The organism is Acidomonas methanolica, assembly GCF_004346035.1.
Lineage (GTDB): Bacteria > Pseudomonadota > Alphaproteobacteria > Acetobacterales > Acetobacteraceae > Acidomonas > Acidomonas methanolica.
Genome location: NZ_SLZN01000001.1, coordinates 178,957 through 205,199, shown reverse-complemented (window position 1 = coordinate 205,199; position 26,243 = coordinate 178,957). Strand labels below are relative to the sequence as shown.

The 26,243-nt window shown below is 65.5% G+C and carries 20 protein-coding genes and 1 pseudogene; 13 read left to right on the top strand and 8 right to left on the bottom strand.

Features of this window, described 5'->3' with window-relative positions:
* Positions 1 to 76 precede the first annotated feature (76 nt).
* From EDC31_RS00955 to EDC31_RS00945, 3 genes are read left to right on the top strand one after another with little or no spacing between them, the layout of a single operon-like run.
* Positions 77 to 3,433: a glycosyltransferase family protein gene (locus EDC31_RS00955; RefSeq protein ID WP_042055229.1), complete on the top strand. Its 3,357-nt coding sequence runs from the start codon at positions 77 to 79 to the stop codon at positions 3,431 to 3,433.
* The gene (locus EDC31_RS00950) at positions 3,430 to 6,426 is read left to right on the top strand and encodes a glycosyltransferase (RefSeq protein ID WP_081797354.1); all 2,997 of its coding nucleotides are present in this window, start codon (positions 3,430 to 3,432) and stop codon (positions 6,424 to 6,426) included. Before EDC31_RS00955 ends, EDC31_RS00950 begins: the two co-directional genes overlap by 4 nt.
* The gene (locus tag EDC31_RS00945; RefSeq protein ID WP_239641512.1) at positions 6,423 to 7,544 is read left to right on the top strand and encodes a CgeB family protein; all 1,122 of its coding nucleotides are present in this window, start codon (positions 6,423 to 6,425) and stop codon (positions 7,542 to 7,544) included. Before EDC31_RS00950 ends, EDC31_RS00945 begins: the two co-directional genes overlap by 4 nt.
* Positions 7,545 to 7,559: 15 nt before the next feature.
* Here the strand turns inward: EDC31_RS00945 and EDC31_RS00940 are convergent, their stop codons facing one another.
* Entirely contained in the window at positions 7,560 to 8,426 is an 867-nt protein-coding gene (locus tag EDC31_RS00940; protein WP_052511516.1) for an alpha/beta hydrolase family protein, read from the bottom strand.
* Between the two features lie 128 nt (positions 8,427 to 8,554).
* On the opposite strand from EDC31_RS00940, the gene EDC31_RS00935 reads away from it, so the two are divergent.
* Both EDC31_RS00935 and EDC31_RS00930 read left to right on the top strand, forming a co-directional pair.
* Positions 8,555 to 9,259 carry an ROK family protein gene (locus EDC31_RS00935; protein WP_052511514.1) on the top strand — a complete coding sequence of 235 codons (705 nt, stop codon included), beginning with the start codon at positions 8,555 to 8,557 and terminating at the stop codon, positions 9,257 to 9,259.
* A 260-nt stretch (positions 9,260 to 9,519) separates the two neighbouring features.
* Positions 9,520 to 10,992 (top strand): catalase, encoded by a 1,473-nt coding sequence (locus EDC31_RS00930; RefSeq protein WP_042055227.1) that lies wholly within the window; start codon positions 9,520 to 9,522, stop codon positions 10,990 to 10,992.
* A gap of 52 nt (positions 10,993 to 11,044) precedes the next feature.
* On the opposite strand, the gene crcB is transcribed toward EDC31_RS00930, so the two are convergent.
* Both crcB and EDC31_RS00920 read right to left on the bottom strand, forming a co-directional pair.
* Positions 11,045 to 11,494, bottom strand: coding sequence for a fluoride efflux transporter CrcB (gene crcB / locus EDC31_RS00925; protein WP_204366634.1), 450 nt, complete (start codon positions 11,492 to 11,494; stop codon positions 11,045 to 11,047).
* 90 nt (positions 11,495 to 11,584) lie between these two features.
* Positions 11,585 to 12,415: a universal stress protein gene (locus tag EDC31_RS00920; protein WP_042055500.1), complete on the bottom strand. Its 831-nt coding sequence runs from the start codon at positions 12,413 to 12,415 to the stop codon at positions 11,585 to 11,587.
* 240 nt (positions 12,416 to 12,655) lie between these two features.
* Between EDC31_RS00920 and EDC31_RS18020 the strand changes: the two genes are divergently transcribed.
* Complete coding sequence (locus tag EDC31_RS18020) at positions 12,656 to 14,308, top strand: dynamin family protein (RefSeq protein ID WP_052511512.1); 1,653 nt, start codon at positions 12,656 to 12,658, stop codon at positions 14,306 to 14,308.
* 93 nt (positions 14,309 to 14,401) lie between these two features.
* Here EDC31_RS18020 and EDC31_RS18015 read toward each other — a convergent pair.
* A pseudogene (locus tag EDC31_RS18015) lies at positions 14,402 to 14,963 on the bottom strand (CobW family GTP-binding protein); the annotation flags it as partial.
* Here EDC31_RS18015 and EDC31_RS18010 point away from each other — a divergent pair.
* Positions 14,948 to 15,133, top strand: coding sequence for a DUF1826 domain-containing protein (locus EDC31_RS18010; RefSeq protein WP_239641517.1), 186 nt, complete (start codon positions 14,948 to 14,950; stop codon positions 15,131 to 15,133). The pseudogene EDC31_RS18015 and the gene EDC31_RS18010 overlap by 16 nt on opposite strands.
* 11 nt (positions 15,134 to 15,144) lie before the next feature.
* Positions 15,145 to 15,714, top strand: a complete 570-nt coding sequence (locus tag EDC31_RS00905; RefSeq protein WP_052511510.1) for a hypothetical protein — start codon at positions 15,145 to 15,147, stop codon at positions 15,712 to 15,714.
* On the opposite strand, the gene rfaE1 is transcribed toward EDC31_RS00905, so the two are convergent.
* The 3 genes from rfaE1 to purM all read right to left on the bottom strand — a co-directional run bounded on the left by rfaE1 (position 15,680) and on the right by purM (position 18,910).
* Complete coding sequence (gene rfaE1, locus EDC31_RS00900; RefSeq protein ID WP_042055217.1) at positions 15,680 to 17,134, bottom strand: D-glycero-beta-D-manno-heptose-7-phosphate kinase; 1,455 nt, start codon at positions 17,132 to 17,134, stop codon at positions 15,680 to 15,682. The two genes, EDC31_RS00905 and rfaE1, sit on opposite strands and share 35 nt — an antisense overlap.
* Before the next feature lie 101 nt (positions 17,135 to 17,235).
* Positions 17,236 to 17,841 carry a phosphoribosylglycinamide formyltransferase gene (gene purN, locus EDC31_RS00895; protein ID WP_042055215.1) on the bottom strand — a complete coding sequence of 202 codons (606 nt, stop codon included), beginning with the start codon at positions 17,839 to 17,841 and terminating at the stop codon, positions 17,236 to 17,238.
* Position 17,842: 1 nt separating this feature from the next.
* Positions 17,843 to 18,910: a phosphoribosylformylglycinamidine cyclo-ligase gene (gene purM, locus EDC31_RS00890; RefSeq protein ID WP_042055213.1), complete on the bottom strand. Its 1,068-nt coding sequence runs from the start codon at positions 18,908 to 18,910 to the stop codon at positions 17,843 to 17,845.
* A 98-nt stretch (positions 18,911 to 19,008) separates the two neighbouring features.
* On the opposite strand from purM, the gene EDC31_RS00885 reads away from it, so the two are divergent.
* The 4 genes from EDC31_RS00885 (at position 19,009) to EDC31_RS00870 (ending at position 24,401) form a co-directional block, all read left to right on the top strand.
* The gene (locus tag EDC31_RS00885) at positions 19,009 to 19,725 is read left to right on the top strand and encodes an HdaA/DnaA family protein (protein WP_132126868.1); all 717 of its coding nucleotides are present in this window, start codon (positions 19,009 to 19,011) and stop codon (positions 19,723 to 19,725) included.
* 248 nt (positions 19,726 to 19,973) lie between these two features.
* Complete coding sequence (locus EDC31_RS00880) at positions 19,974 to 22,121, top strand: RNA degradosome polyphosphate kinase (RefSeq protein ID WP_052511876.1); 2,148 nt, start codon at positions 19,974 to 19,976, stop codon at positions 22,119 to 22,121.
* Positions 22,122 to 22,128: 7 nt separating this feature from the next.
* Positions 22,129 to 23,640, top strand: a complete 1,512-nt coding sequence (locus EDC31_RS00875) for a Ppx/GppA family phosphatase (RefSeq protein WP_042058350.1) — start codon at positions 22,129 to 22,131, stop codon at positions 23,638 to 23,640.
* Positions 23,637 to 24,401 (top strand): CDP-diacylglycerol diphosphatase, encoded by a 765-nt coding sequence (locus EDC31_RS00870; protein ID WP_042058349.1) that lies wholly within the window; start codon positions 23,637 to 23,639, stop codon positions 24,399 to 24,401. The genes EDC31_RS00875 and EDC31_RS00870 overlap by 4 nt, the downstream gene beginning before the upstream one ends.
* Here EDC31_RS00870 and EDC31_RS00865 read toward each other — a convergent pair.
* Positions 24,347 to 25,777 (bottom strand): NCS1 family nucleobase:cation symporter-1, encoded by a 1,431-nt coding sequence (locus EDC31_RS00865; RefSeq protein WP_042058345.1) that lies wholly within the window; start codon positions 25,775 to 25,777, stop codon positions 24,347 to 24,349. The genes EDC31_RS00870 and EDC31_RS00865 overlap by 55 nt on opposite strands.
* Before the next feature lie 45 nt (positions 25,778 to 25,822).
* Between EDC31_RS00865 and EDC31_RS00860 the strand changes: the two genes are divergently transcribed.
* Complete coding sequence (locus EDC31_RS00860; protein WP_042058369.1) at positions 25,823 to 26,221, top strand: GFA family protein; 399 nt, start codon at positions 25,823 to 25,825, stop codon at positions 26,219 to 26,221.
* Positions 26,222 to 26,243: the final 22 nt, after the last annotated feature.

The following is a 26,243-nucleotide window of genomic DNA, read 5'->3' as shown; positions in this document are numbered from 1 at the left end:
TTTCTTGGGATAAACGTTTTCAGGCTCGTCGCTTTCCGTCTGGAACGGTGCCGGGAGGGTTGTCTCGGGGGATGGCATGGCGGTCATTTACAACACGAATTATACGCATAATCCGAATTCGTATCTGACACTGGGCATCGAACGGGCCGCTCGACGCATCTTCGGCGCCGACCAGATCGTGGTCGCCGATAATATGACGCTGGCGGCGATTGCCGCCTCCGGCGAACACAACACGTTGATCTGTATTGACGGGCAGAGACTCAAGACGCAGTTGATGCGGCGGATTCGACCTGCCTTCCGGACAATGATTCTCTGGACGTTCGAAGATCCGTTCATGCGGGATTTCAATGTCGACAACTCGTCCCTTTTCGATTTTGTCTTTACGAACGATCCATCCTGCGCCGAATACTACAAGGGGAAGGGCTTTTATCTTCCGCTCGCCGCCAGCCGTTCGATCCACGAGCGGAAGATCAAGGCGACGGACGATCTCGATTATGATATTTTCTTTGCGGGCACGATGTGGCCGAACCGTGTCCGGACGTTGCGGCATGTCATCGCCGCCTTTCCCGAGGCGCGCCTCAAACTGATCTGTCCCGGCAACGACTATCTTCCTCCGCTCCCGGCCGATCTCGCCGCGCTGGCGATCCAGCGCCCGGTAAGCCACGAAGCCTTCATCGATTTTGCAAATGCCAGCGCGGTCACGCTGACGATGTTCCGCGACTATGCGAGCCACGGCGATGTCAGCCAGGCGACCGCGCCCGGCCCGCGTTTCTACGAGCTTGCTCTCGCCGGGACCGCGCAGGTCGTGGAAGCGCCTGAAACCATGGCGGCGACGTTTTTCGAGGACGTGACCGGCGCCGTTCTCACCCGTGATATCGACGGCGTCGTGGAGGCGATCGGCCGCTTCCTCTCCGACAGGACGGCCCGACGCAAGGCCGCCCAGTCGGCGCAGAAAGCGGTGCTCGACCGGCATCTCTATGAAAATCGCCTGAAGCAGATGGCGGAGGTGACCGGCGCCGATTTCGGCCGTCACGTGCCCGGCACGGCGATCGCGCCGCGTCGGCGCCGGCTGCGGGTGCTCATGTGCACGCATTCCACGATTCATGAGCAGGCCTGGGGCGGGGTCGAAGTCTATCAGCAGACGTTATGTACGCTGCTTGGCCGCGACATCGAGTTTTTCTACTGGTTGCGTCGTGGCACGCATTGTCGCCTGACGACGGCCGGCGGGCAGGAGCTGGAACGGTACGATGTGCCGGAAATCGGCTGGATGGACGCCATGTGTGACGATGCGGAGGAGATGGCCTTTTCCAACGCCATTTCTCTGTATGCGATCGACATCGTTCATATTCAACATCTTGGCCATCACGCGCTGTCGCTGCCCATCATCGCCAAGGCCTGCGGAACGGGCGTGATGTTTTCCGCCCATGATTTCTGGCTCGTCTCCGCGCGCTACAACCTGCTCAACCATGAACTCCGCTATGTCGAGGAGGACGTGAAATGGGTGCTGAGTTCGGATGTCGTCCTGCGCGCGGCGGAGAATGCGGATTACGGCAGCGAGCAGACGCGACGCGCCTTTATCGCCAGGATGCTGCGTTCGGTCGATACGATCCTTTTCGGCACGCGACATTCACAGGCCCTGATTCATGAAATCTATCCGGGTCTTGAGTCCCGGCGCAGTCTCGTGCTCGGCATTCCCTCGCCGGAAAACACCGTGCCTGTCATTCCCAAACCCTATGTGCCTCTGGGAGAGCAGCCCTTGCGCGTGGCGATCGTGGGGAATTTCCTGCGGACCAAGGGCGCCGACACGGTTCTCAGCCTGATCGACCTTGCGCATCCCGATCATTTCGAGTTCCACATCTTCGGCTACGTGCATCCCGAATACGATCCGGTGCTCAGCGCGCAGCAACGGTCGAACGTGAAGGTTTATGGCCGCTATACCGCAGGGGACATCGAGACGCTCAAGATCGCCGATGTCGCGCTCAATCTGTCGATCTGGCCCGAGACCTATTGCATTTCCCTTTCCGAGGCCTGGCAGAACGGGCTGATTCCCATCGTCTCCGATATCGGGGCGCTGGGGGATCGAGTGACCGACGGCGTCGACGGGTTCAAGGTTCCGGTCGGATCGCCCGCCGCAGTGCTGGAGCGGCTGGAACTGCTGCGCGCGTCCGAAACCATGCGTGCGCGGATGATGGCGAATATCGGGCCGCATCTCTGGTGCGATGCAAAGATGTATGGAGCGGCGCTTCAGGACGCCTATCGCGCGATCGCGCCCGTCCGGGAGCTTGGCGTCGCGGAAATGTCCATCGATGCGGGTCAGGTGCATCTGCTTCCTCACGCGACATGGCGTCATCAGGCTCCGCCCAGACATATTTTCGATCCTCCCACGACCCGCGACCTGGCGGTGGAAATGCCTGAGCCGGTACAGAACTGGGTCTCGATCCAGGGAGGGGAATGCTACATCGACGAGGTCAGCGGCTTCGTCCTCAGCGCCGATTCCGTTGACAAGGATTTCGTGGCCAGCCCGTCGCTGCGGCTGCGCGGCTGGTTTTTCGTGCCCGGCGTCACGACGTCGGGCAGCTTGTATGTCGTGCTGATCGGAGCGGCGGAGGCGTCGCCGGTCTTCATCGAGGCGGTGCGGGAATCGCGTCCGGATATTTGCAGCATCTTCCCGGATGCGCCGCGGCGGGCCGGTTTCAGCGTGGAGGTGGCGCTGCGGGGCAAGTGGAGCGAGGGGGCGTATCGGATCGGCCTCGTGAACGTCGTCAATGCCGCCGGGGCCTTCACGCTGACGCCCGTGTCGATTTCCGTCGATGGCGGGCAGATCGTCGCCGTTGCGCGCAGAGGGGCGAGCAACGGTCAGATCCTGGCCGATTTCAATCGTATCGCGCATGAAGACGGCGTGTTGCGCGGTGTGAAACTCTCCGGCTTCCCGCAGGCGGAGAGCCTGAGACTGAAGGATGCGCAGGCCGCGGCGTATTTCATCGACGATCTGGGCAGGCCGGCAGGCGAGGACGAGGCGGGCGATCCGGGTGCTTTGTATATACGCGGATGGTTCTTTCTCCCCGGAGCCGATGCGGCGGGGACGATGTATGCCGTGCTGGTCAGCGAGACGGGTGAAGAGGCGGTCGTGTTCGGCCTCCACCGCGACATTCGCGAGGACGTGGCGAAGACGCAGGCGGGCGCGCCGCTGATGGGCGGATTCAGCGGCTGGCTGATGTTGCGACAGGGCTTTGCGCGCCCGCTCGACGGAGTTTATCGCATCTGCCTGGCGAATATCATCGGGCAGGACGTGGCGCTTCGGGCGCTGAACAACACGGTCGAGATCGCGGACGGGCTTCTGCGCGCCATCCATTTCTCCGACGACGCCGCTGCCTTGGGATGCGCGGAAGCGAACGCAGTCCGGCATCTCGTTCCCGAAATCGTGCCCGCATGAACGAGGAGGATCGTCCCGCGCCGGGAACGGATCTTGCCACGCCCGCGCCGCCCGCACGCGAGCCAATCTGGGCGCGTTTTGACTCGGAATGGTATCTTCGACGCTATCCCGACGTGGAAGCCCGTCTCGCCGGGGAGGGGTTTGACTCGGCGGAAGCGTTCTATCATGACATCGGGCAGCGTTACGGGCACTCGCCGAACCGATTTTTCGACGAGGAATGGTATCTCCGGGCTCATCCGGACGTCTATCGAGCGGTCTGCCTGGACGAATTTCCGTCCGGCTTCGCACATTATCGCCAACAGGGATATCGGTCGTACGCGCCGCACTGGCTGTTCGACGAGGCGTTCTATCGCCGCGCCTGTCCCGGCGGGCTCGCGCGGGAAGACGGCGGGCACGACTATCTCAACGGGTATGACCATTTCCTCGGAGAGGGCGACGCCGCGGGTTTCTCGGGTCATCCCTTCTACGATCCGGCGCTGGGAGCCGAAGTGCTGGCGGCGCTCGGCGTGGACATGCGCGAGGGAGGGGTGTTCGCGACATGGCTGGACCTTCCGGCTCCCTCCGCGGATTCCGGCCGCCTCTCCTGGTATTTCGATCCTGCCTGGTATCTCGCGCATTACCCTGCCGTGGCGAAGGAGATCGCCGAGGGACGTTACCAGTCCGCGCTCCATCATTATCTCGCCAATGAGACGCCGCGCCAGTTCGACCCCCAGCACTGGTTCAGTGAGGAGCAATATTGCGCGCTTCATCCCGATCTGCCGCCCAATATCGAGGCGGGGCTCTTTCGCAACGCGTATGACCATTTCGTAAAATTCGGCGCGAAGGAGGGCAGGGCGCCGCGAGCGGATATTTCCCTGGCGGCCTATATGCGCAAGCCTCTCGTCGCGGCGGATTTGCGCAGCGGCGTGTTTCCCGACCCCTACGCCCATTTTGTCGCGGCGGAATGTCGGGGTCGGCGGGACTGGTATGAGGCGGAGATGCCGGATGAGGGCCGGACGCGGGCGCTCTTCCGGCATGAGGCGGAGGTCGCCTTGCCGATGCTCCGCAGGCAGAAGCTGGATTTCAGCACTGACGGGGCGCCGGAATTCAGCGTCATCCTCGTCGCGCACGACCAGATCGCGATGACGATGCAGACGCTCGCCTCGCTGCGCGCGAATTATGCCGGGGCCATCGAACTCATCGTGGTCGATTCCGGGTCGCGCGACGATGTCAGTCGGATCGAGGCGTTCGTGACGGGCGCACGCATCCTGCATTTCAGGACCAATATCGGCTATCTGGACGCATGCAACAGCGCGCTCGCCGTCGTATCCGGCCCTGCCGTGCTGTATCTGAACAACGATGTCCGGCTTTATCCCAACGCGGTGAGGAATGCCCTGGCGCGGCTGTCAGCGGAACCCGATGTCGGGGCGGTCGGCGCGAAGATCGTGCGGACGAATTTCCGTTTGCAGGAAGCGGGCTCGGTCGTCTGGCGCGACGGCGCGACACATGGCTATCGCCGGGAGGACGACCCGAACATCGCGGAGGCGAATTTCGTCCGCGATGTGGATTTCTGCTCCGCCGCGTTTCTGATGCTGCGCGCCTCCCTGCTGAAATCCCTCGGCGGGTACGACGAGCGGTTCCGCCCGGCCTACTTCGAGGATGTGGATCTCTGCCTGCGGATCGCGGCGGCCGGTCGGCGCGTCGTCTACGATCCGGGCATCTGCATCGAGCATCTCGAATACGGTTCGTCCGGCCCGTCGCGTTCGAACGACATGATCCAGGCCAATCACCGGCTTTTCGCGCTCATCCATCAGGACAGGCTGCGCCAGCATCCGCCGCGTCATGTACGGAACGCGATCTTCGCGCGGGAGCAGTCGCGGGAGCGCAAACGGATTCTTTTCCTGGAAGATCGGCTGCCGCTGCCCGCGCTCGGCTCCGGCTATGTCCGTTCGAACCACATGGTCCATGCCCTGGTGGCGCTCGGCTATCATGTGACGGTCTTCGCCATCCTGCAACGCAGGACGGATGTGCTTTCCCTGGTCGAAGCCTTCCCCGAGACGGTCGAACTCATGTACGACGCCGATCTCGGCAGTTTCGCCGAGTTCATCGAGGAGCGCGCCGGGTATTACGATGCGCTCTGGATCGGCCGGACCCATAATCTCGCCCGGCTGCTGCCGATCCTGAGCGAATCCGCGCGCCATCTCGGCGCGGCGGGAACGATTCTGGATACAGAGGTCGTCGCCACGTCCCGCAGTTACGAGCGTGCCCGGGTGTTGGGCGCACCTCTGCCGGCGGCCGAATTCATCGCACGATTGACCGATGAACTGGATTGCGCCCATTTCTGCCAACGCATCGTGGCCGTGACCGAAGCCGATGCCCGCCTCATCCGCAGTGTCGGCTACGGGAATGTTTCCGTTCTCGGCCACGCGCTCGAGGTGCGTCCCACCATGACGCCGTTCGCGGAGCGGCGGGACATCCTGGCGCTCGGGGCGATTCATGACGAGGGCTCGCCCAACCATGACGGGCTGATGTGGCTGATCGAGAAAGTGGCGCCGTTTCTGGACGCGCTTCTGCCGGAAGAGGTGCGGATCACCGTGGCGGGCTATGTGGGCCCGGATGTCGATCTCTCGCCGATCCTCGCTTCGTCCCGCTTCCGCTGGATCGGGCCGTCCGACGATCTCGCGTCTCTCTATGAACGCCATCGCGTGTTCGTCGCGCCGACGCGCTTCGCGGGCGGTCTTCCCTACAAGGTGCATGAGGCCGCGTCCTTCGGCCTGCCCGTCGTCACCACGACGCTGATCGCCGGTCAGGTCGGCTGGAGGTCGGGCGAGGCGCTTCTGGCCGCGGAATCGGACGATCCGGAAGGGTTTGCCCGGGCGCTGGCCCGATTGTACCACGATGAGGCACTATGGCAGGCCGTGCGCGACAGCGCTCTGGAGCACGTGCGCGAGGAATGCGACCCGGCGACGTTCAATCGGACGCTGGACGGGATCGTGAAGGAGTGCATGGCATGAGCCGACGGACACGCGCGGGAAAGCCGTCCGGACGCAGCGCGGATTTTACCGGGGATGACGCGTCGGTGACACAGGAGGAGGCGGGTCTGCATATGTTGGATACTCTCGACGCGACGGCGGTCTCGCCCTCGGCGGAGGCCGCGCCCTTCGGCGCCCAGCGGGTGCTCGTCTGTAGCGGCGGCCGGTATGAATCCCAGGCCAACCGGCAGATTCGCGAAGCCATCATGGATGGCTGGGCGGAATGCCTCGGCGAGGAGAACGTCCATGCCGTGCATATCAGCGGCGCGGCCGCCTCGATCTCCCGACTGCGCCCGACCATCGTCTTCGCGATCGGGTCCTATCTGCCGGAAAGCACGTATTTCGGCGAGGTTTGTCGCGAGGCGAAGAAGATCGGCGCGGTGACGGCGTTCTGGGCGACGGAAGACCCTTACGAGCAGGACGCGAATTACCGGATCGCGGATGATTTCGACGTCATCTTCTCCTGCGATCGCTGGGGGCATAATTTCTATCAGCGCGACCAGGTCTTTCACCTCCCGCTCGCGGCCAGCCGGAAGCTGCATTACGCGGAGATCGACGAGACGGTCGAGAAGAGCATCGACGTGCTGTTCTGCGGCGTGGCCTTCACCAGCCGGAAGGACATCGTGCGCAATCTCATGCCGACCCTGCGTACGCTCAATATCCGGATCGTCGGGCCCGGCTGGGGGGAGATGGGGATCGGCTTCTCGGACGCGCGGATCGAGAAGGCGCAACTCATCGAGCTGTATCGCCGCGCCAAGCTGGTGCTGAATCTCGGACGATCGCTGCATTTCGAGAACAAGCGTTTCATGATCGCCCCATCCACGCCCGGCCCCCGGACGTTCGAGGCGGCGGCGGCCGGCGCGTTCCAGCTCTTTCATGAGGACACGTATGAGCTGCGTCGGTACTTCAAGGCCGACGAGATTCCGACCTTTTCCAACAAGAAGGATTTCGACCGGCTTGTCGAGCGCTTCCTGAACGCGCCGGAACTGCGGCTCGATCATGCGCGCCGCGCGCAGGCCCGCACGTTGCGGGACCACACCTATGGCGATCGCATTCGCGATGTCATGACGATTTTGCGGCGGGAGAAGCTGCTGGCGTGACGGTCGGGCGCGGGGTCAGAGGACGCGCGTGAGGAAGGCGGCGATCTCGTCATGGAGGCCGCGCAGGAAGGCCGGGCGGTCGAAACCGGGCGGGTCTTGCGAGGCCGGGATCTCAGGCGTGGTGCGGGAGGGCGGGAACGGGCTCATGAAGGAGAAATGTCCCGCTCCCGGCGCGACCGCGTCATCCAGCGGGCGTGGCGAGGAGACGCCCTGACGGATGACCTGCGAGGCGCTGTCGGGGGTGATGGCGTCATATTGGCCGGTGCGCAGGAAGATGGGGGCCGTAACGCCCGTCAGCCGGTCGGGCGTCGGGAACCAGAACGGGGCGGGGGCCAGCAGGACCAGCGCCTGCACGGCGCGGTGCGGCACGGGGAAGGGACGGAACGGGCCGTCCGGCGTCTCCCGTCGCGTCGTCACCGGCTCGCCGCCCGCGAGGGCTAGGGCGGTATACGCGCCGAGGGAGTGCCCTGCGAGGGCGATCCGCTCCGGTGTGAGGACAGGGCCGAGAAGGGGATCGGCGAGGAGTCCGTCGATCACCAGATCCATGTGGCGGGGACGCGCCTCGACGATGGCGAGCGTATTGGCGAGACCGTTATCCCCGGTGCTGTTGCCCGGATGCCGGATCAGGGCCGCGACCATGCCCGCCTCAGCCAGCCGCAGGGCCAGGTCACGATGCGCCTGCGGAAAGCCGCCATTGCCGTGGGAGACCACCACGAGAGGCAGGGTCTCGCCCCTGACCGGCGCATTGAGCGCGGCCGCTATGGGATAGGCGCCGAAGCGCAGTGCTTCCGCCGTTCCGGAAGCGGGATAAAAGAGCGCCGTTTCGATCGCGGCGTCCTGGACGGGGTCGGGGAAAGTGATCTGGCGAAATCCTGCCGTCACCTCGAAGCTCCTTTGCGTTTTTCCTTCCGCTCCTATGGCGGCTGAGTGCGTGGTGCAAGCAGGCGTGATGCAACGATCGCCGCCTAAAGATCGTTTTGCCCGTCTGTCGTCATGGAATGAGGATCGGCATGAATACCGTTACGCCCCTGTCTCAGGCAGCACCGTATGCGATCGGACCGGCGGCCGCCGTCACCCTGGTGATCGATGTCGGCGGCACGCATGTGAAAGCGCGGATCGGCCGGGAGGAGAACGAGGTCAAGTTCGTCTCGGGCGCGGCCATGACCCCGCAGGAGATGGTCGGAACGCTGAAGGAGCAACTCGCCGGCCGGAGTTTCCAGCGCGTGTCCATGGGGGTGCCGATGCCGGTCAGGGGCGGGCGTATCGTCGCCGAGCCGCATCATCTGGGCACCGGATGGCTGGGTTTCGACTTCGCCCAGGCGTTTGCCTGCCCGGTGCGGATCATCAATGACGCCGCCATGCAGGCGCTGGGCAGTTACCGGAGCGGGACGATGCTCTTTCTCGGCCTCGGCACCGGGCTGGGATCGGCGCTCATCACGGATGGGCGTGTCGTTCCGCTGGAACTCGGTCATTTGCCGTATCGCAAGAACAATTTCGAGTATTATGTCAGCGACGAGCGGCGGAAGAAAAACAAGAAGGCCTGGCCCGGGACGGTGCTGGAGGTCGTCGAGATGCTCAGGGCTGCTTTTCTGCCCGATTACATCGTGCTGGGCGGCGGCAATGCGAAAAAGATCGGCGCATTGCCCGCGGGTGTCGAACTCGGTGACAACAGCAACGCTTTGGAAGGGGGGCTGCGCCTCTGGGCGCTCTCCTGAGCGGGCGGTGAGGGGTGCGGCGGAGGGGTGCGGCGTGTCGCAGACATTCCGCGCCGATGCTTATCGGTCATGTCGATGACTGAGAGAGGATAATTCGGTTTAACCGAAATGATTGCCCTTCGCTATGGTGACTCCACGTTCCTGGAAACCGGCCGGCCTGCATCGGCTCGTCGGACACTCTCCAGGATGTTGTTTTGAGAGCATCTTCGCCGGCTCGAATGAGTCCGTTTGAACCGGAGAGGCTTTGATGGAGGATCAGCATGAGCACGACATTCATCACGACGACCGCCGGCGCTCCGTGGCCGAGCAATGAGGACAGCAAGAGCGCCGGACCGCGCGGGCCGCTGCTGCTGGAGAACTACCAGCTTCTCGAAAAACTGGCGCATCAGAACCGCGAGCGCATTCCCGAGCGCACGGTTCATGCCAAGGGCTCCGGCGCGTACGGCACGTTCACCGTGACCCGCGATATCACGGAATATAGCTGCGCCTCGGTCTTCGCTGAAATCGGCAAGGCGACCCCGATGCTGGCGCGCTTCTCCACCGTGGCGGGCGAGCGCGGCGCGGCGGATGCGGAACGCGACGTGCGCGGCTTCGCGCTGAAATTCTATACGGATGACGGCAACTGGGATCTCGTGGGTAACAACACGCCGGTCTTCTTCGTGCGAGATCCGATGAAATTTCCCGATTTCATCCATACGCAGAAGCGCCACCCGCGCACCAACATGCGCTCGGCCGCCGCGATGTGGGATTTCTGGTCCCTGAGTCCGGAAAGCCTTCATCAGGTGACGATCCTGTTCTCTGATCGCGGCCTGCCGCAAGGGTTCCGCTTCATGAACGGGTACGGTAGCCACACCTATTCGCTCTGGAATGCGCGGCGCGAGCGATTCTGGGTAAAGTTCCATTTCAAGACGCAGCAGGGCCACAGATTCTGGACGAATGACGAGGCGAAGGAGATCGTCGGCCGGAGCCGCGAAACCTCACAGGAAGATTTGTTCACCGCCATCGAGGGCGGCGATTTTCCGCGCTGGACGGTGTGCATCCAGGTGATGGCCGAGCATGAGGCCGAGCAGGTGGGTTTCAACCCGTTCGACGTCACGAAAGTCTGGCCGCACAAGGATTATCCGCTGATCGAAGTCGGTGTGATGGAACTGAACCACAATCCGGAGAATTACTTCGCCGAGATCGAGCAGGCCTCCTTCTCTCCGTCCAATATCGTTCCCGGCATCGGCTTCTCGCCCGACAAGATGTTGCAGGGGAGGATTTTCGCCTATGCGGATGCCCATCGCTATCGGGTCGGCACGCATTACGAGGCGTTGCCCGTGAATCGGCCGCGCGTCGCGGTGCGGAATTACCACATGGACGGACCGATGCGTTTCGACGCGCCGAAAGCGACGGACGCGTATTATGAGCCGAATTCGGTCCATGGCCCGGTGGATGCGCCTTTCGCGATCGAGCCGCCGCTGCGCGTCTCGGGCGAGGCGACCTATTACGAACACCGTGGCGACGGCGACGACTTCGCCCAGCCACGCGCGCTCTACGCCCTGTTCGACGATGCGCAGAAGGAGCGCTTCCACGGCAATGTGGCGGCGGCCATGGACGGGGTGCCGGAGCACATCATCGAGCGTCAGCTCGGGCTGTTCGCCAAGGTCGATCCCGCGATCGCAAAGGGCATCCGCGGGAAGCTGGCCATGCCCGAGCCGGTTGGACCGGCCACCGCGACAGCCGCCGGATAACGAACTGGCGGATGCGCGATCATTTCCCGACCGGGGAAACCGGCGCGGCGTGTCAGTTTTCCTCCTGCGCCGCCGGACGGTCCATCGGCGCGGCCAGCGCGGGAGCGTTTTGCCGGTTGTTGAGCGAGGTCGCGCAGAGATACCCTGCGGTGACGGCTCCCAGACCGAAGAGGAGGGACAGGGCCACGTTCATGAAGGCGCGGCCCGGCGCGCCGTTCCGGAGCAGGTCGAGCGTTTGCAGGCTGAAAGAGGAAAAGGTCGTATAGCCTCCGCAAATGCCGACCATGAAAATCAGACGCATCTCGTTTGAAACCGGAAAGCGCGCGCCGGTGACCGTCAGGATGCCGAAAAAGGCGATGGCGAAGGAGCCGGTCGTGTTGATGAAGATGGTCGCCCAGGGAAGCCTCTGGCTCCATCCCATCATCAGAAGCCCGGTATAATAACGGAGCAACGTTCCGATCGCGCCCCCCACGGCGATCGACAGGGGGGTCAGGAAGGTCATCTGCATGGTGCAACCTCTGGCAGTGCGAAAAGCGGATCGCAAAACAATAAATCAGGGCAATATCGGGGAACCGGCGGGGCGGATATGGCTCTAATGGTGCGTCAGGATGGGGAGCGTGGTGCGGGTGAACATATCCTGTGTCGGGGGACCGAACAGCCACTCGAGAAAATGCCGACGCGGATAGGAGCCCATGATCAGAAGATCGGCATTCGCGGCCAGGGCGTGCTCCCGGATCTGTTCGCCGAGCTGTCCGCTCTCGACCTGAAACCGCGTGACGGCGACGGCGACACCTTTCGCCTCCAGCGTCCGGGCGAAATCGGGAAGCGCCGTTTCCTCGTGGCTTTCGTCGCCGATGAGAAACGTCACATGGTCCGCCGTTTCCAGCAGCTTCATGGCCGCGGCGATCGTCTTGTCGAGGGCGGCGGACGGACGCCATCCGATGACGGGCCTGCGGCCGACGATCGGAAAATCCTGTAGCGGAGCGATCAAAAGCGTCGCTTCCGCATCGTAGAGAATGGCGCCGAACGCATCCGAGACATAATCCGGATCTTCCACGCGGGGCCTGCCATGCACCACGATGTCGGCAAGCATGGCCTCATGGGTGACGATCGTGCGGATGTCGCCTTCCACCTCCACCCACTGCCCGTCGACAGGGCTCGGCCCCGAGGAGGGGAGGTGGCTGATCCAGGCGGTCGCGATGCGCCGGAGCGCGTCGGCTCGCTGCACGACGTCCCGCACGAAATGCTGTGTTTCCTCGATACTCGGAAGACCCTCGTCGGGGGAGAGATAGGCGGGATCACGTGCCATGCGCGGGTGAAGAAGGCGGATCTCCTCGAAAGGCAGCCGGCTGGCCAGACCTTCCGCGGTCTTCAGGGTAAAGGGGGCGGTATCCGGACGATCCAGAACGACAAGAAGACGCATGATCCAGCCTCGCTTCAACACTGTGCGGCATTCTGGCGATGCGGAAGGGGCGATCTGGACGGACTCCTCCCCATGCCATGTTGCCGGGATAGGAATCATCAGCTTTTCCGGGAGGTCATCCCGAGGAAAGCGGTTCGGCCAATCGGAACCGGCCAGGCAGAGTCCATTGCCATCATGACTATGACATGCGAAGCGTCCATTCTGTCAAGCCGTTGTTCCGCCCGGTGCGGGATGGGATTCTTGACCGCCAGGGAGGCGGATGCGCCGTTCATGACTCTGCGGCAGTATCGAGATTGCAAATATGTTCTGGCTGAGTGTCTGCGCGCGCTGCCGTGGCGTGCGGAGACGGTCGTGCGGAACCGCCTGCTTTTCGAGCGGCTGGCCATGGATCGTTTCAACATCGCGGTCGTGGGCCGGTACAGCCGGGGAAAATCCACCCTGCTGAACGCGATGACGGGGCTGGACCGGCTGCCAATGGGCGCCGAGCCGCTCACATCCGTCATCACGAGCCTCGCTTATGGCAGCGAGGAAAAGGTCGTGCTGCATTTCAGGGGCACATCCCTGATAGAAGACGTCCCTCTGGCGCAACTGGCCGATTACGTGACGGAACGCGGGAATCCCGGCAATGTCCGCAGGGTGGAGGAGGCGGAAATCCTGCTGCCCTCCTCCATCCTTCGGGCGGGTTTCCGCTTTATCGATACGCCCGGCCTAGGGTCGATCATCCGGGCCAATACGGAGACCACACTGGCGTTTCTCGAACAGATCGACGCCTTCATTCTCGTTTCCGCCTTCGACGACCTTCTCGGCCCCGACGAGGAGGGCCTGCTGCGCGACATCGGCTCGACCGGCAAGCCGCTCTTTCCCGTCGTCAACAAAATCGATCTGGCAACGGATGACGAGGCGGTCCGCGCGACGGTGGAGCGCTTCCGCCACGGGCTGGTGGAGGCGGGCCTGCCGCCGGATGTCGTCATTTTTCCCCTGAGCGCGCGGAACGCCCTGTCGGCGCGGCTGGAACGCGGGGACGATGCGTTGCGTCGCTCCGGACTGCCCGCCCTGGAGACGGCTGTCACCGAGTTTCTCCTCTCACGACGCCAACAGGTTTTCCTGCGCGGCATGTGCGATCGCATCGCAGCGGCTCTGAAGGAGGACGGGCGGGAGACTCCTGCGTTGCTTGCGCGGCTCGATGCTGTCCGGTCCATCAGCGTGATCGGGGCATCCGACGCTGAAGACGGGGATATGACGGCGGCATGGTCGGGAGATATTCCCCCCTGTCCCGTCTGCGTCCGGGTCGAACGAGCGGTGTTCGACCATCTGACAGCCTTGCAACATGATCTGCGGTGCCGGGAAGAGGCGCGGAGGACGTTCCGGAGCGAAAATGGCCTTTGTTCCGGCCATTCCCGTCTCTTCGCGCGCCTTGCCGCGCCGTGCGAGATCGCCACAGCCTTTGCACCGCTGCTGCGCGACGAGTCGCGCCGCCTGAGCTTGCGCGCCATGGAAGCCGACCGGCGCGATCCGCCGGTTTCCGTTTCCGGGATGGCGGAAACGCGATGCGCCGCCTGTGCGGCGGCCGAGAGAGGCGCGGTGGAGGCGATCGGTCGTCTTGCCGCTGCGATGGAGCGCGATCCTGAAGCATCGGCTGGGGGAAAGTCCGATCAGGGGCTTGGGCTGTGCCGTCGCCATTTCGAACAGGTGCTGGACCGGGTCGGGACGAGCGCCGTTCGCGCGTTTCTGCTGAAGCGTCAGGCCGCCCTCTTCGAAAGGCGGGCCGACGATATGGCCCGCTTCGCGCTGAAGCAGGACGCGGCCCGGCGGGACGCCATGACCCCCGCGGAAAAGGTCGCGCCGCGCGCGGGTCTGACTCAGTGGGCCGGGCCGGAGCCGGGCGGGTTGTGACCGGATCGCGATCAGTGCGTTCCCGCCGTGGCGCTCCAGAGCGGAAACGGGTCCGGCAGTCGGGCAGTAACCATCCGGCGAGAGACGCGGGCGTGACCGCTCGATGAAGCGCGCGAAGGCCTCCGGACGGAAGGGGCGGCGGGCGCGATAGACGAAGCTGCCGATACCGTATTCCTGCGTTTCCGGAATGTGGTCGGCATGCCCGTGGAGTTCCTTGAACCAGAGCGGGTGCTCATGCACGCTTTCGAAATCGAAGCGGTTCGTGGCGAGCACGCGGGCGAGATCGACATGGCTTCGGCTGGTCTCGACGCGGTCAGCGTCCGGGTTGAGGGAGCGGATGATCTTGCTGGCCGCCGCGATCTGTTCGGGCGTGGCGGTGTCGATCTTGTTGAGAACCACCACATCGGCGAACTCGATCTGCTCCACAAGGAGATCGACGAGGGCGCGCTCGTCGCCATCGCCCGCCGTCTCGCCGCGATCGCGCAGGAAATCGGCGGAGGCGTAGTCCTTCAGCAGGCTCACCGCGTCCACCACCGTGACCATCGTGTCCAGCCGGGCAAGATCGCTCAGGCTCCGCCCTTCCTCGTCGCGGAACTCGACAGTCGCGGCGACGGGGAGAGGGTTCCGCGATGCCGGTGGATTCGATCAGCAGGTATCGACGAGGCGGCGACGGGCGATGTCGTCCTGCTGAAGGGAAAGCACGCGCCGGGCTGGCGAAAGGAGGGGGCTGTCCTGCATCGTTCTCCGCCGCTTTCCGCATGTCCTGAAGGCGAGCGGACGAGGCCGCCGACGCCTGCGGCATGTCGGCGGAAGCGCCGGTCGTGATCGCGGCCTGAATGCTGGCCATCGAGACATGGCCGGACCCTTCGCGGGGAAACGCGCCGCGTGTGCGCGCCGCCGCCGATCCCGCCATCCTGCTCGATCTGGCCGAGACTGCGCTCGACATGCTCGTCTGGGGGCGGCGCGTCCCGCTCGTCTGGCAGGAGGAGCTGGAGCGATGCGATCCTTTGCCCTGTGACGGGTTCAGCCTTGAGGGTACGCTCGACGCGGTGACGGCCGGGCTGCGCGACGCGGCGCGGACTCTCCACTATCCGGCCTTTCTGATGGAGGATGTCGAGCAGACCGTCGCGCTCGTGGCGGCTCTGGCCTTCTCGAACCGGCTAAGCCTGTGCGTGCGATCGGTTCCGCCGGAAGGGATGGAATTGCCGGGCGATGTGACGGCGCTGCGGCTTGCGTGCTGCTATGGCGGCGTGCTGGATTGGGTATCGGGCCGGGCGCTTCATGCGGCATGGCGAGCCCGCGAACGGATTGACGGTAGGCGCCGCCTGAAACCGGGGCGCCTGACGACGGCGTTGAGGTGTCCGCCGGTGTTCAGCAGGGCAGGGCGTCCGGCGCGGCCTGCCTGATCTTGCGCACGATCGACGTCGTCGAACGGCCGGAGACGAGATCGGCCAGGACGACCGCGCCGCCATAGGACTGCACGAACGCGCCGCCGACCACCTCGTCCTCCCGATAATCCGCGCCCTTGACGATCACGTCGGGGCGCAGGGCCATGATGGTTTCGAGCGGCGTGTCCTCATCGAAAATGACGACGAGATCGACGTCGCGGAGGGCGCCGATGACGGTGGCGCGCGCCTGCGCGTCCTGGAGCGGACGCTCCGCACCCTTGAGCCGCTTCACCGACGCATCGCTGTTGAGGGCGACGATCAGCTTGTCGCCCTGCCGCGCCGCCGCGCGGAGGAGAGCGATATGGCCGGGATGCAGCAGGTCGAAGCAGCCGTTGGTGAAGGCGATACGTGCGCCGTGCTGGCGCCAGTCATTGACGATGCTCCGGGCGCGGTCGAGCGGCACGGTCGTCGCGGTCTCCTTCATCTTCGACAGAAGCGCCGCGCCCAGCTCGTGGCGGGAGACGGTCGTGGTGCCGAGCTTGCCGACGACGATCGACGCCGCCGTGGTGGCGATGACGACGGCCGTTTCGAGATCCTGCCCGGCGGAAAGCATGGCCGCGACGGTCGCGACAACCGTATCGCCGGCTCCGGAGACGTCATAGACTTCGGATTTATGCGCGCGGGCATGCGTCACATGGCCGTCGCGCCGATACAGCGTCATGCCTTCTTCCGAGCGCGTGACGAGGACGTTGCCGCCGCATTGCTCCGACGCCGCGTGGGCGGCGGCCTCGGCCTCCGCGTCGTTGCGCACGGGAAGCCCGGTGGCGACGGCGATTTCGCTGCGATTGGGCGTGACGAGAAACGCGCCGCGATAGGCGGAGAATTCCGGCCGCTTGGGATCGACGATCACGGGAACGCCCCGGGCCCGCGCCGCGTCCATGATGGCGGCCAGGACATCGTCGGAGAGGACGCCCTTCGCGTAGTCCGAGCAGATGACGATGTCCGCGGCGTCGATCGCGGCGCGCGCGGCGGAGATCAGGTGGGCGCGCGTCGCCGCGGGTGGCGTCTCGATCCGTTCCTCGTCGATCCGGACGATCTGCTGGCGTCCGCTGAGCACGCGCGTCTTGGTGATGGTCGTCCAGGCCGGATCGGCGACGAGGCCGGAAAGCTCGATTCCCGGCGCGCGGGCGAGGGCGGTCTTCAACGTCGCGGCCGACTCGTCCTCGCCGACGAGCCCGACGAGCAGGACAGTCGCGCCGAGCGTTGCCGCGTTCATCGCCACATTGGCCGCTCCGCCGGGCACCGCGCTGTGATGGGCGCGCAGGAGCACCGGCACGGGCGCTTCCGGCGAGATGCGGCCGACCGAGCCGTTGATGTAGCAGTCGAGCAGCAAATCGCCGATGACGGCCACCCTGCCGAAGGTGAAATCGTCGATCATCGCGGCACTCCGTGGCCCGTCATCCTGATCGGGGCCCTTGACGTTCGGAAAGTAAAGCACCCCGCTCGCGTCCCGCAAGATGCGGGCGGGGCGAAGGCCCGTCAGGCCGAAACGAGGCCCTCGATGAACGCGGCGAGGGCATGCGGGTAGAGTCGGTGCTCCTCCTCCAGCACGCGCGCGGCGAGGATCTCCGGCGTGTCGCCGGGCAGGACCGGGACGCGCGCCTGACCCAGGATCGGGCCCTCATCGACTCCTTCCGTCACCAGATGCACGGTGCAGCCGTGCTCCGCGACGCCGGACTCGATGGCGCGGGCATGGGTGTGCAGGCCGGGAAAGGCGGGGAGGAGGCTCGGATGGATATTCAGCATCCGTCCGGACCATGCGCCCACGAGAAAGGGCGTCAGAACCCGCATATATCCCGCGAGGCAGACGATCTCGGTTCCCGCCGCGCGGAGGGCGTCATCGATCGCGCGTTCATGCGCCTCGCGGTCGCGGCCGAAGGGTTTCGACGGGATGCAGACCGTGTGCAGCCCGGCCTCTTCCGCTGTCCGCAGCCCAGGGGCGTCCTCGCGATTGCTGAGGACGGCGACGATCCGGGCAGGAAAGCGGGGATCGGCGCAGGCTGCGATCAGCGCGCGCATGTTGCTGCCGCGGCCGCTGATGAGGACGGCGATCGGGCGTTTCACGGGGGAGAGTCCGGCGGTCATGTCAGTTCGTGAAATCCGGCGTGCCGCTCAGGACGAATGGCTCCACGCCGCGCGCGACGTGCCCGATGCGATGGCCTGTCTCGCCGCGGGCCGAGAGCGCCGCCATCACGCGGTCCGGCTCGGGCGTGACCAGCACCATGCCGATCCCGCAATTGAACACCTTGAGCATTTCCTCGGGCGCGACGTTCCCGGTGCGCGCCAGCCAGGCGAAGACCGGCGGGACAGGCCACGATCCGGCGTCGACAATCGCCGTCAGCCCCTCCGGCAGGACGCGCGGCAGGTTGCCCGGCAGGCCGCCGCCGGTGATATGGGCGCATCCATGCAGCAATCCTTCGTGATGCAGGGCCAGTACGGTCCTGACATAAAGGCGGGTCGGGCGGAGCAGGGCCGTCGCCAGCGTCTCGCCCGGTGCGAAGGGCGCGGGCGCGTCCCAGCCGAGGCCGCTGCGTGCCGCGATGGCGCGGACGAGGGAATAGCCGTTGGAATGCACGCCGCTGGAGGGCAGGGCGATCAGCGTGTCGCCCTCGCTCACCTTCGCGGGCAGCAGGGCGGAGCGTTCCGCCGCCCCCACGCTGAACCCGGCGAGGTCGTAATGTCCCGGCGCATACATGCCCGGCATTTCCGCCGTCTCTCCGCCGACGAGCGCGCAGCCGCTTTCCCGGCAGGCGGCGGCGATGCCCCGGATCACGCGGGCGGCATCCTCCACCGCGAGCCTGCCGGTGGCGAGATAGTCGAGGAAGAAGAGCGGCTGCGCACCCTGCACGACGAGATCGTTGACGCACATGGCGACGAGATCGACGCCGACCGTATCGTGCTGGCCGGTTTCGATGGCCAGCATCAGCTTGGTGCCGACGCCGTCCGTGCAGCTCACGAGAACCGGATCGGTGAATCCCGCGGCTTTCAGGTCGAAGAGCGCGCCGAAGCCGCCGAGGCCGCCCATCGTGCCGGGACGGTCGGTCGCGCGGGCGGCGGGCTTGATGGCCTCGACCAGCGCGTCTCCGGCCTCGATATCGACTCCGGCCTCGCGATAGCTTGCTCCGGACAGGTCTGGGGAATCGGGCATGGTCATGCTGTCGTCTCGCTTGGCGTCGAATCGTCGTGTAATCGGCATTCTCTTAACGGGACGAGTCGTGCAAGGCAAAGCGTCCGGCGCGTCGGGAGCGGGAAATGGCGGGAAAAGACGAGGGGGGCGAAACGCGAAAGGACGGGCAGTTCGCCCTGCCGCTCGCCTTGCGCCGGGACTATGCGGCGTCACGCTTCGTCGCCTCGGCCAGCAATGCCGAGGCGCGTCTCTGGCTGGCGCAGGGCGAGTGGCCGGAGCGCCGCCTCTGGCTCTGGGGCGAGGCGGGATGCGGCAAGACGCATCTGCTGAGCATCTGGGCGGAGCGCCGGGGCGCGCTCCATGTCCAGGCCGGGCTTCTGTCGCCGGAGCTGTTCCTGACGGAACTCCCGCCCGGCGGCGTCGCGGTCGACGGACTCGACAGCCCGTTCCGCGAGGATGTCCTGCTCCATCTCCTGAATCATGCGCGCGAGCAGCGGCGGCCGCTGCTGCTGGCCGGGCGCGCGCCGCCCGCGCGCAGGGCGGTGAATCTGCCCGATCTCGCCAGCCGCCTGCGGGCCACGACCGCCATCGGGATTCGCGCCCCGGATGACGCGTTGCGGGCGAACCTGCTGCTGCGTCTGCTCGCGGAACGTCAGATCGTGGTTTCGCAACCCGTCATGGATTGGCTCCTGCGCCATCTTCCGCGCACGGCGGACGCCGTGCTCGACGCGGTGGAGCGGCTGGACGGCGCGGCCCTGGCGCGCGGGCAGGCCGTCACGCGCGCGCTGGCCCGCGAGGTTCTGGGCGACCGGCTTCATCCTGACGGCCGGGAAGAAATATGAGAGACTCTTTCGGAAGAGGGGTTTGACAGACAGAAGGGCGCCCAAGGATGGTGTGGCGTGATGTGCGCGCGGTGAAGTGAGGAGCGACAGAGAGAGTGACGAGAACGCCGGGAAAGAGGACGATCAGAGGCGCGGGCAGAAACGCGGAGAGCGCCGCGGCGCGTGCTGAAGAGGTGGTGGCGAAGCGAGATCCGACGCGCGCCCGGCGGCGTCAGGCGGCGAACTGGATCGGCCCGGCGGACGAGGTGATGCACTCCCCGCATCGATTCCTCAATCGCGAAATGTCATGGCTCGACTTCAACCGTCGCGTCATCGAGGAGGCGGAGAACCGCCGTAATCCTTTGCTCGAACGGCTGAGGTTCCTGTCCATCAGCGCGAGCAATCTCGACGAGTTCTATTCCGTCCGCGTCGCCGGTCTGGTCGGGCAGGTGCGCGAACGTCTGGTCGCGCCCGCCGCGGACGGGCTGACCCCCGCGCAGCAACTGGCGGAGGTCCGGGCCGGTCTGGCGCAAATCCTGCAGGAACAGCAGCGGATCTGGCGCGGCCTGCGGGCCGAGCTGGCCGAGGCGGGGCTCATGCTCCTCGCGCCGGGGACGCTGGACGAGTCGGACCGGCAGGAGATCGACCGGATTTTCGAGGAGCACATCTTTCCGGTCCTCACCCCGCTCGCCGTCGATCCGTCGCACCCGATGCCGTTCATTCCGAATCTCGGCCTCGCCCTGGCGTTGAGACTTGGCCGCCCCGGCATTCCTACCTTCAGCATGAACGCGTTGATTCTTCTGCCCAGCCAGATCAACCGCTTCGTCCGGCTCCGTCATCGTCCGGCGGACGCGCCGGGAACGACGCGCTTCGTCCTGCTGGAGGATATCATCCGCATGTCGGTCGGGCGTCTCTTCCCAGGCATGGAGGTGATCGAGGGCGGCGTGCTGCGCGTCATCCGGGATTCCGACGTCGAGTTCGAGGATGAGGCGGAAGATCTCGTCCGTTCCTATGAGACGGCCCTCAAGCAGCGCCGCAGGGGAGTCGGCATCCATCTCGCCATGGATGCGGCGCTGCCCGTCGCGCTGGGGCGCGATTTCGCGGAAGAGCTCGACGTGTCGGAGGAGGACATGTTCGTCCAGACCGACATGGTCGGGGTGGTCGATCTGCGGCAGATGATCGTCTCGGACCGTCCGGATCTCGTCTTCCCGCCCTATACGCCGCGCTTTCCCCAGCGGATTCTCGATTTCGACGGGGATTGCTTCGCCGCTATCCGCGCCAAGGACATCGTCGTTCACCATCCCTTCGAGAGTTTCGACGTGGTGGTGCAGTTTCTCAAACAGGCGGCGCAAGACCCGAATGTCGTGGCGATCAAGCAGACGCTCTACCGGACCTCGCGGGACAGCCCGATCGTCCGCGCGCTGATCGAGGCGGCGGAGGCGGGGAAATCCGTCACCGCGATGGTCGAATTGCGCGCGCGCTTCGACGAGGAGGCGAATATCCGCCTCGCCCGCGCCCTGGAGGCCGCCGGCGTGCAGGTTGTGTTCGGGTTCGTCAATCTCAAGACCCACGCCAAGATGAGCCTGGTGGTGCGGCGCGAAGGCGGCTCCATGCGCTCCTATGCGCATTTCGGCACGGGAAACTATCACCCGATCACCGCGCGGATCTACACGGATCTCTCCTTCTTCACCTGCGATCCGCGCCTGACGCGGGATTCGGCGCGGCTGTTCAACTACATGACCGGTTATGCCGCGCCGGAGACGATGGAGGGGCTGGCCTTCGCGCCGATCACCTTGCGCCCGACATTGCTGAAGCTGATCGCCGACGAGATCGACCATGTGAAAGCGGGGCGGCCGGGGCGGATCTGGCTCAAGATGAACAGTCTCGTCGATCCGGAACTGATCGACGCGCTGTACGCGGCCTCGCGCGCCGGGGTGAAGATCGTGGCGATCGTGCGCGGCATCTGCTGTCTGCGTCCCGGCGTGGCGGGGCTCTCGGAGAATATCGAGATACGGTCCATCGTCGGGCGTTTTCTCGAACATGCGCGCATCTTCGCCTTCGGCAACGGCCATCGCCTGCCGTCGCGCGAGGCGAAGCTCTTCATCGCCTCGGCGGACTGGATGGTCCGCAACATGGACTGGCGCGTGGAGTGCATGGTGCCGATCTACAACCCGACGGTTCACGCCCAGATTCTCGGCCAGATCATGACCATGAATCTCAAGGACACGCTCCAGAGCTGGACGCTTCATGCGGACGGCGCCTGGCGGCGCGTGCAGCCGGGGGCGAAACCGTTCTCGACGCATGAATATTTCATGAACAATCCCTCGCTTTCCGGTCGGGGATCGTCGGCTCGCGACAAAGGCGTCGGGCAGGCCATGACGCACAAGGTCCGGCAGGACCGTATCCTGGAGGACTGACGCGGGCATGGCTCCGAAAGACATCTCGAAGACCGCCGCGACGGCCGGCGAGCACCAGCGCGCGGCGATCGTCGATCTTGGCTCCAATTCGGTTCGCCTCGTCGTCTTCGAGGGAGTCACACGCAATCCGATTCCCATTTTCAACGAGAAGGCCATTCTCCGTCTCGGCAAAGGGCTTCAGAGCACTGGCCGCCTCAACGAGGAGGGGGTGGCGCTGGCCATGGACGTGATGAGCCGTTTCCATGCGATCGCCAGATCCATGCAGGCCGATCCGTTCGAGGTCATCGCCACGGCCGCCGTGCGGGATGCGGCGAACGGGCCGGATTTCGTGGCCGCCTTGCGGGAACGGATGCCGGACGTTCCGGTCCGCGTGATCTCCGGGGAGGAAGAGGCGGATTATTCCGCGACCGGCGTGCTGTGCAGCATTCCCGAAGCGGACGGCCTGGTGGCGGATATCGGCGGCGGCTCGCTCGAACTGATCCGGGTGCAGGGCGGGCGCTATCACGAGGCGTGCACGCTGAAGCTCGGGGTGATCCGCCTCGCCGATCGCGCGGAGGGCGACCAGACCACCGCCGCGAGGCTGGCGAGGGAGGATCTCGCCGGGGTGGAGTGGCTGTCCTCCGTGCGCGGCAAACCCCTCTATCTCGTCGGCGGGGCGTTCCGCGCCATGGCGCGCTTGCAGATCATGCGCACCCATTATCCGTTGAACATCGTTCACCTCTTTTCCATGACCGCGCCCGAGGCGTGGGAGATGACGAACTGGCTGCTGAAGAGCGGGCGGCGCACGCAGGAGCGATTGTCCGGCGTATCGCGCAAGCGGCTGGAGGACGTGCCGTATTCCGCGACCGTTCTCGAGGCCCTGCTGAAGAGCGCCGATCCGGGGCGCGTCGTCTTCAGCGTCGACGGGCTGCGCGAGGGTTGGTACATGCGGAAGATCGGCGCCTCCATCGCGGCGCAGGACCCGTGCACGGCGCTGGCCGAGGAGATGGCGGGACGGCTGAGCCGGAGTCAGCGCCTTCCGGCCGATCTGATCGCCTGGACCGCGCCGCTCTTCCATGGCGAGACGGCGGAGATGGAAAAGCTGCGCGTGCTGGCCTGTGTCATGTCGGATATCGGGGCGTACGACCACCCGGAATATCGCGCCGTGCAGACCTATCTGCGCGTCCTGCGCATGCATGGCGTCGGCTTCGACCATGTCGCCCGCGCCTTCATCGCGCTGACGCTCGCCATACGTTACGAGGCGGATGCCGACGACCCGCAATTCGAGCCCTCGCGCTATCTGCTGGACCGTTCGCTCCTCGTTTCGGCCTTGCGCCTCGGCCTCGCCCTGCGTCTGGCCTATACGTTGTGCGGCGGCACGACGGCGCTGCTGAAGGGCACAGGGCTGAAGATACAGGACGGCGTGCTCACCCTCGTCCTGACTCCGGAGGACCGGCGTGTCGCGGGCGGCGTGGTGCAGCGGCGGCTGGAGCGGGTGGGGGCTGCCTTTGGCATGCAGGTCGCGATGGTGGAGGCATGAGCCGCCGGCGGCGCTGGCCGCTCTTCGGCATGGGCGTTGCTCTTTGCGCCGCCGTGGTCGTGCTCAGCCTCGGTCTGGGATGGCGCACGCGCGGGCATGATCCCGATGCGTTGTGGAAGATCGTGCATGGGCGCTGCGCGTCCGGAGGGCGGCCCTGCGCTGTTTATGACGCGAAGGACGGCTACGCCCTTCTGCACAGCATTGAGGGGAAGGGACAATATCTGCTGATTCCGACGGCGAAGGTCACGGGCATCGAAAGTCCGGCCGTGCTGACGCCCGATGCGCCGAATTATTTCGCGGAGGCCTGGGCCGCGCGCGGGCTGGTTTCGAAAGCCTATGGCGCGGCGGTGCCGGATCGCGGCCTGTCGCTGGCGATCAATTCCGAAGAGGGGCGATCGCAGAACCAGCTTCACATCCATATCGATTGTCTGCGTCCGGGCGTGCGCGAGGCGCTCGACGCGATGGCGCCGTCGGTCGGCACTCATTGGTCGTCCTTGCCTCAGCCTCTGCTGGGACACGCCTATCGCGCGATCCTGCTGCCCGATCTGCACGACTCGCCCTTTCTCGTGCTGGCGGATGGCGCCAGCGAGACGCCGGCGGAGATGGGGCTGCACACGCTGGTCGTCGTCACCGTGCCGGGAGGGTTCCTGCTGCTTGACGACAAGGCGCAGGGGCTCGATCGGGCGTCCGGCGAGGAAGTGCAGGATCACACCTGTCGCGGCTTTCTCCCCAGGGCCGTCCAGCGCGAGAATTCGAGATAAAGCCCGGCCGCCACCGCCAGCCCGACGAACCAGGACAGATGGCCGATCCAGACGGCGCGCGGCCAGACCAGGCCGAGATTGGCGCAGAAGCCGCCGAGGAGGAAGGCTGCGATGGCGGCGGGATTCCAGCCGTTCGACGCCGCGTAGCATCCGTCGCGCCGATAGAGATCGGGCACGTCGAGATGCCGGGCGCGGAGGATAAAATAATCCGCGAGCATGATCCCGGTCACGGGGCCGAGCAGGCCGCTGATGATGTCCAGCACGCGGTAGATGCTTTCCGCCTCGCTGAACCAGAGCCACGGCGCGAAGAGCAGCCCGATGCCGAGCACCAGGAAGCTGGCGCGGTGGAAATTCAGCTTCTCCGGGGAGAGATTGATGAGGTCGTAACAGGCGGGCATGATGTTCGCCACGACATTGACCGAGAGCGTGGCCAGCACGATCACGCCGCCGCCCAGCACGGTCACGAGCGGTTTGTCGAGCGTCAGCAGCAGATCGACCGGATTCCAGATCGCCCGTCCGAAGAGCAGCACGGTGGCTGAGGTGGTGATGATCGCCATCGGGGTGAACACCAGCGCCGTCACCGGGAGGCCGATCGCCTGGCCGATGACCTGATCGCGCTGCGAACGCACGAAGCGCGAGAGATCGGGGATATTGACGGCGAAGGTGGCCCACATGCCGATCATGCCGGTCACGCCCCCGGCGAAGGCGAGGGCGAAGTTCCAGCCATGCAGCCGCCCCGGCACGGCGAAAAGCGGCCCCGGCCCGTGCCCGACCTTCAGTGCCCAGACCGTCGCGAGCGCGCCGATGACGATGACCAGCGGCCCGGCGATCAGTTCGAAATTGCGGATTCGGGTGACGCCGTGATTCATGATCCACGCATGGAGCAGCCAGACGACGACCAGCGCGCCCCACCGATGCAGCGGCATGCCGAGGACGCCCGCCGCCGCCGTCTTCCAGACGGGCCAGATCGTGCCGGCAATGGCGTCGACCGCCTGGGTGGCCGCGTAGGCCTGGACCGAGAACCAGAAAATCGCGCAGAATCCGCGTAATATGACCGGAAGCTGAGCCCCGGACGGGCCGAAGGCCGACCGGATCAGCACGCAGAACGGAATGCCGTACCGCGTGCCCGCCCGCGCGTTCAGCCCCATCGCGAGGAACAGCACGACATAGGCGACGGCCACGATTTCGAGACATTGCCATGCGGAGAAGCCGATGGCCATCAGCCCCGCCGCCGCCTCGTACACGACGATATTATGCACCATGCCCATCCAGACGGTGGCCATGTTCAGCCATGTCCAGTCGCGCTTTTCCTGAGGAATCGGCGCCAGATCCTCGTTATAAAGCGAGGGGTCGGGAAGGAAGGGCTGCGTCGTCATCCCCGCCAGACTGACATGATCTCGTTACGGGGTGAAGTCGAAACGATGGAGAAACGCGTTCATGAGGGCGGCTGCCTGTGCGGGCATGTCCGCTATCGGATAGAGGGAGAGGAGACTCTTGCCGGGAGCTACTGTCACTGCACCATGTGCCGCAGGGCGACCGGCGGGGAATACGAGGCATTCGTCGATGTGAAGAAGACCGATCTGGACTGGGTGGGGGTTGCTCCGCCCTCGGTCTATCGGTCGTCCGCCGCAGCGACGCGGGGCTTCTGCGGCCGGTGCGGGTCGCCGCTCTTTTTTGCCTATGATGCCGGGAAAGGCATTTCCCTCACCGTCGGCACGCTGGACGACCCGACGGTGTTCCGCCCCATCCGGCATGACGGGGTGGAAAGCCGCCTCCCATGGGTCCGTTGCGGGCCGGGACTGCCGGAAGAGGAGACGTGACCGCCGACCCGGCTGCGCTCTC

Coding starts and splice junctions, on each gene's coding strand:
- EDC31_RS00955 (WP_042055229.1), top strand. CDS start 77: ATGGCGGTCATTTACAACACGAATTATACGCATAATCCGAATTCGTAT.
- EDC31_RS00950 (WP_081797354.1), top strand. CDS start 3,430: ATGAACGAGGAGGATCGTCCCGCGCCGGGAACGGATCTTGCCACGCCC.
- EDC31_RS00945 (WP_239641512.1), top strand. CDS start 6,423: ATGAGCCGACGGACACGCGCGGGAAAGCCGTCCGGACGCAGCGCGGAT.
- EDC31_RS00935 (WP_052511514.1), top strand. CDS start 8,555: ATGAATACCGTTACGCCCCTGTCTCAGGCAGCACCGTATGCGATCGGA.
- EDC31_RS00930 (WP_042055227.1), top strand. CDS start 9,520: ATGAGCACGACATTCATCACGACGACCGCCGGCGCTCCGTGGCCGAGC.
- crcB (WP_204366634.1), bottom strand. CDS start 11,494: ATGACCTTCCTGACCCCCCTGTCGATCGCCGTGGGGGGCGCGATCGGA.
- EDC31_RS00920 (WP_042055500.1), bottom strand. CDS start 12,415: ATGCGTCTTCTTGTCGTTCTGGATCGTCCGGATACCGCCCCCTTTACC.
- EDC31_RS00905 (WP_052511510.1), top strand. CDS start 15,145: ATGCTGGCCATCGAGACATGGCCGGACCCTTCGCGGGGAAACGCGCCG.
- rfaE1 (WP_042055217.1), bottom strand. CDS start 17,134: ATGATCGACGATTTCACCTTCGGCAGGGTGGCCGTCATCGGCGATTTG.
- purN (WP_042055215.1), bottom strand. CDS start 17,841: ATGACCGCCGGACTCTCCCCCGTGAAACGCCCGATCGCCGTCCTCATC.
- purM (WP_042055213.1), bottom strand. CDS start 18,910: ATGACCATGCCCGATTCCCCAGACCTGTCCGGAGCAAGCTATCGCGAG.
- EDC31_RS00885 (WP_132126868.1), top strand. CDS start 19,009: ATGGCGGGAAAAGACGAGGGGGGCGAAACGCGAAAGGACGGGCAGTTC.
- EDC31_RS00880 (WP_052511876.1), top strand. CDS start 19,974: ATGCACTCCCCGCATCGATTCCTCAATCGCGAAATGTCATGGCTCGAC.
- EDC31_RS00875 (WP_042058350.1), top strand. CDS start 22,129: ATGGCTCCGAAAGACATCTCGAAGACCGCCGCGACGGCCGGCGAGCAC.
- EDC31_RS00870 (WP_042058349.1), top strand. CDS start 23,637: ATGAGCCGCCGGCGGCGCTGGCCGCTCTTCGGCATGGGCGTTGCTCTT.
- EDC31_RS00865 (WP_042058345.1), bottom strand. CDS start 25,777: ATGACGACGCAGCCCTTCCTTCCCGACCCCTCGCTTTATAACGAGGAT.
- EDC31_RS00860 (WP_042058369.1), top strand. CDS start 25,823: ATGGAGAAACGCGTTCATGAGGGCGGCTGCCTGTGCGGGCATGTCCGC.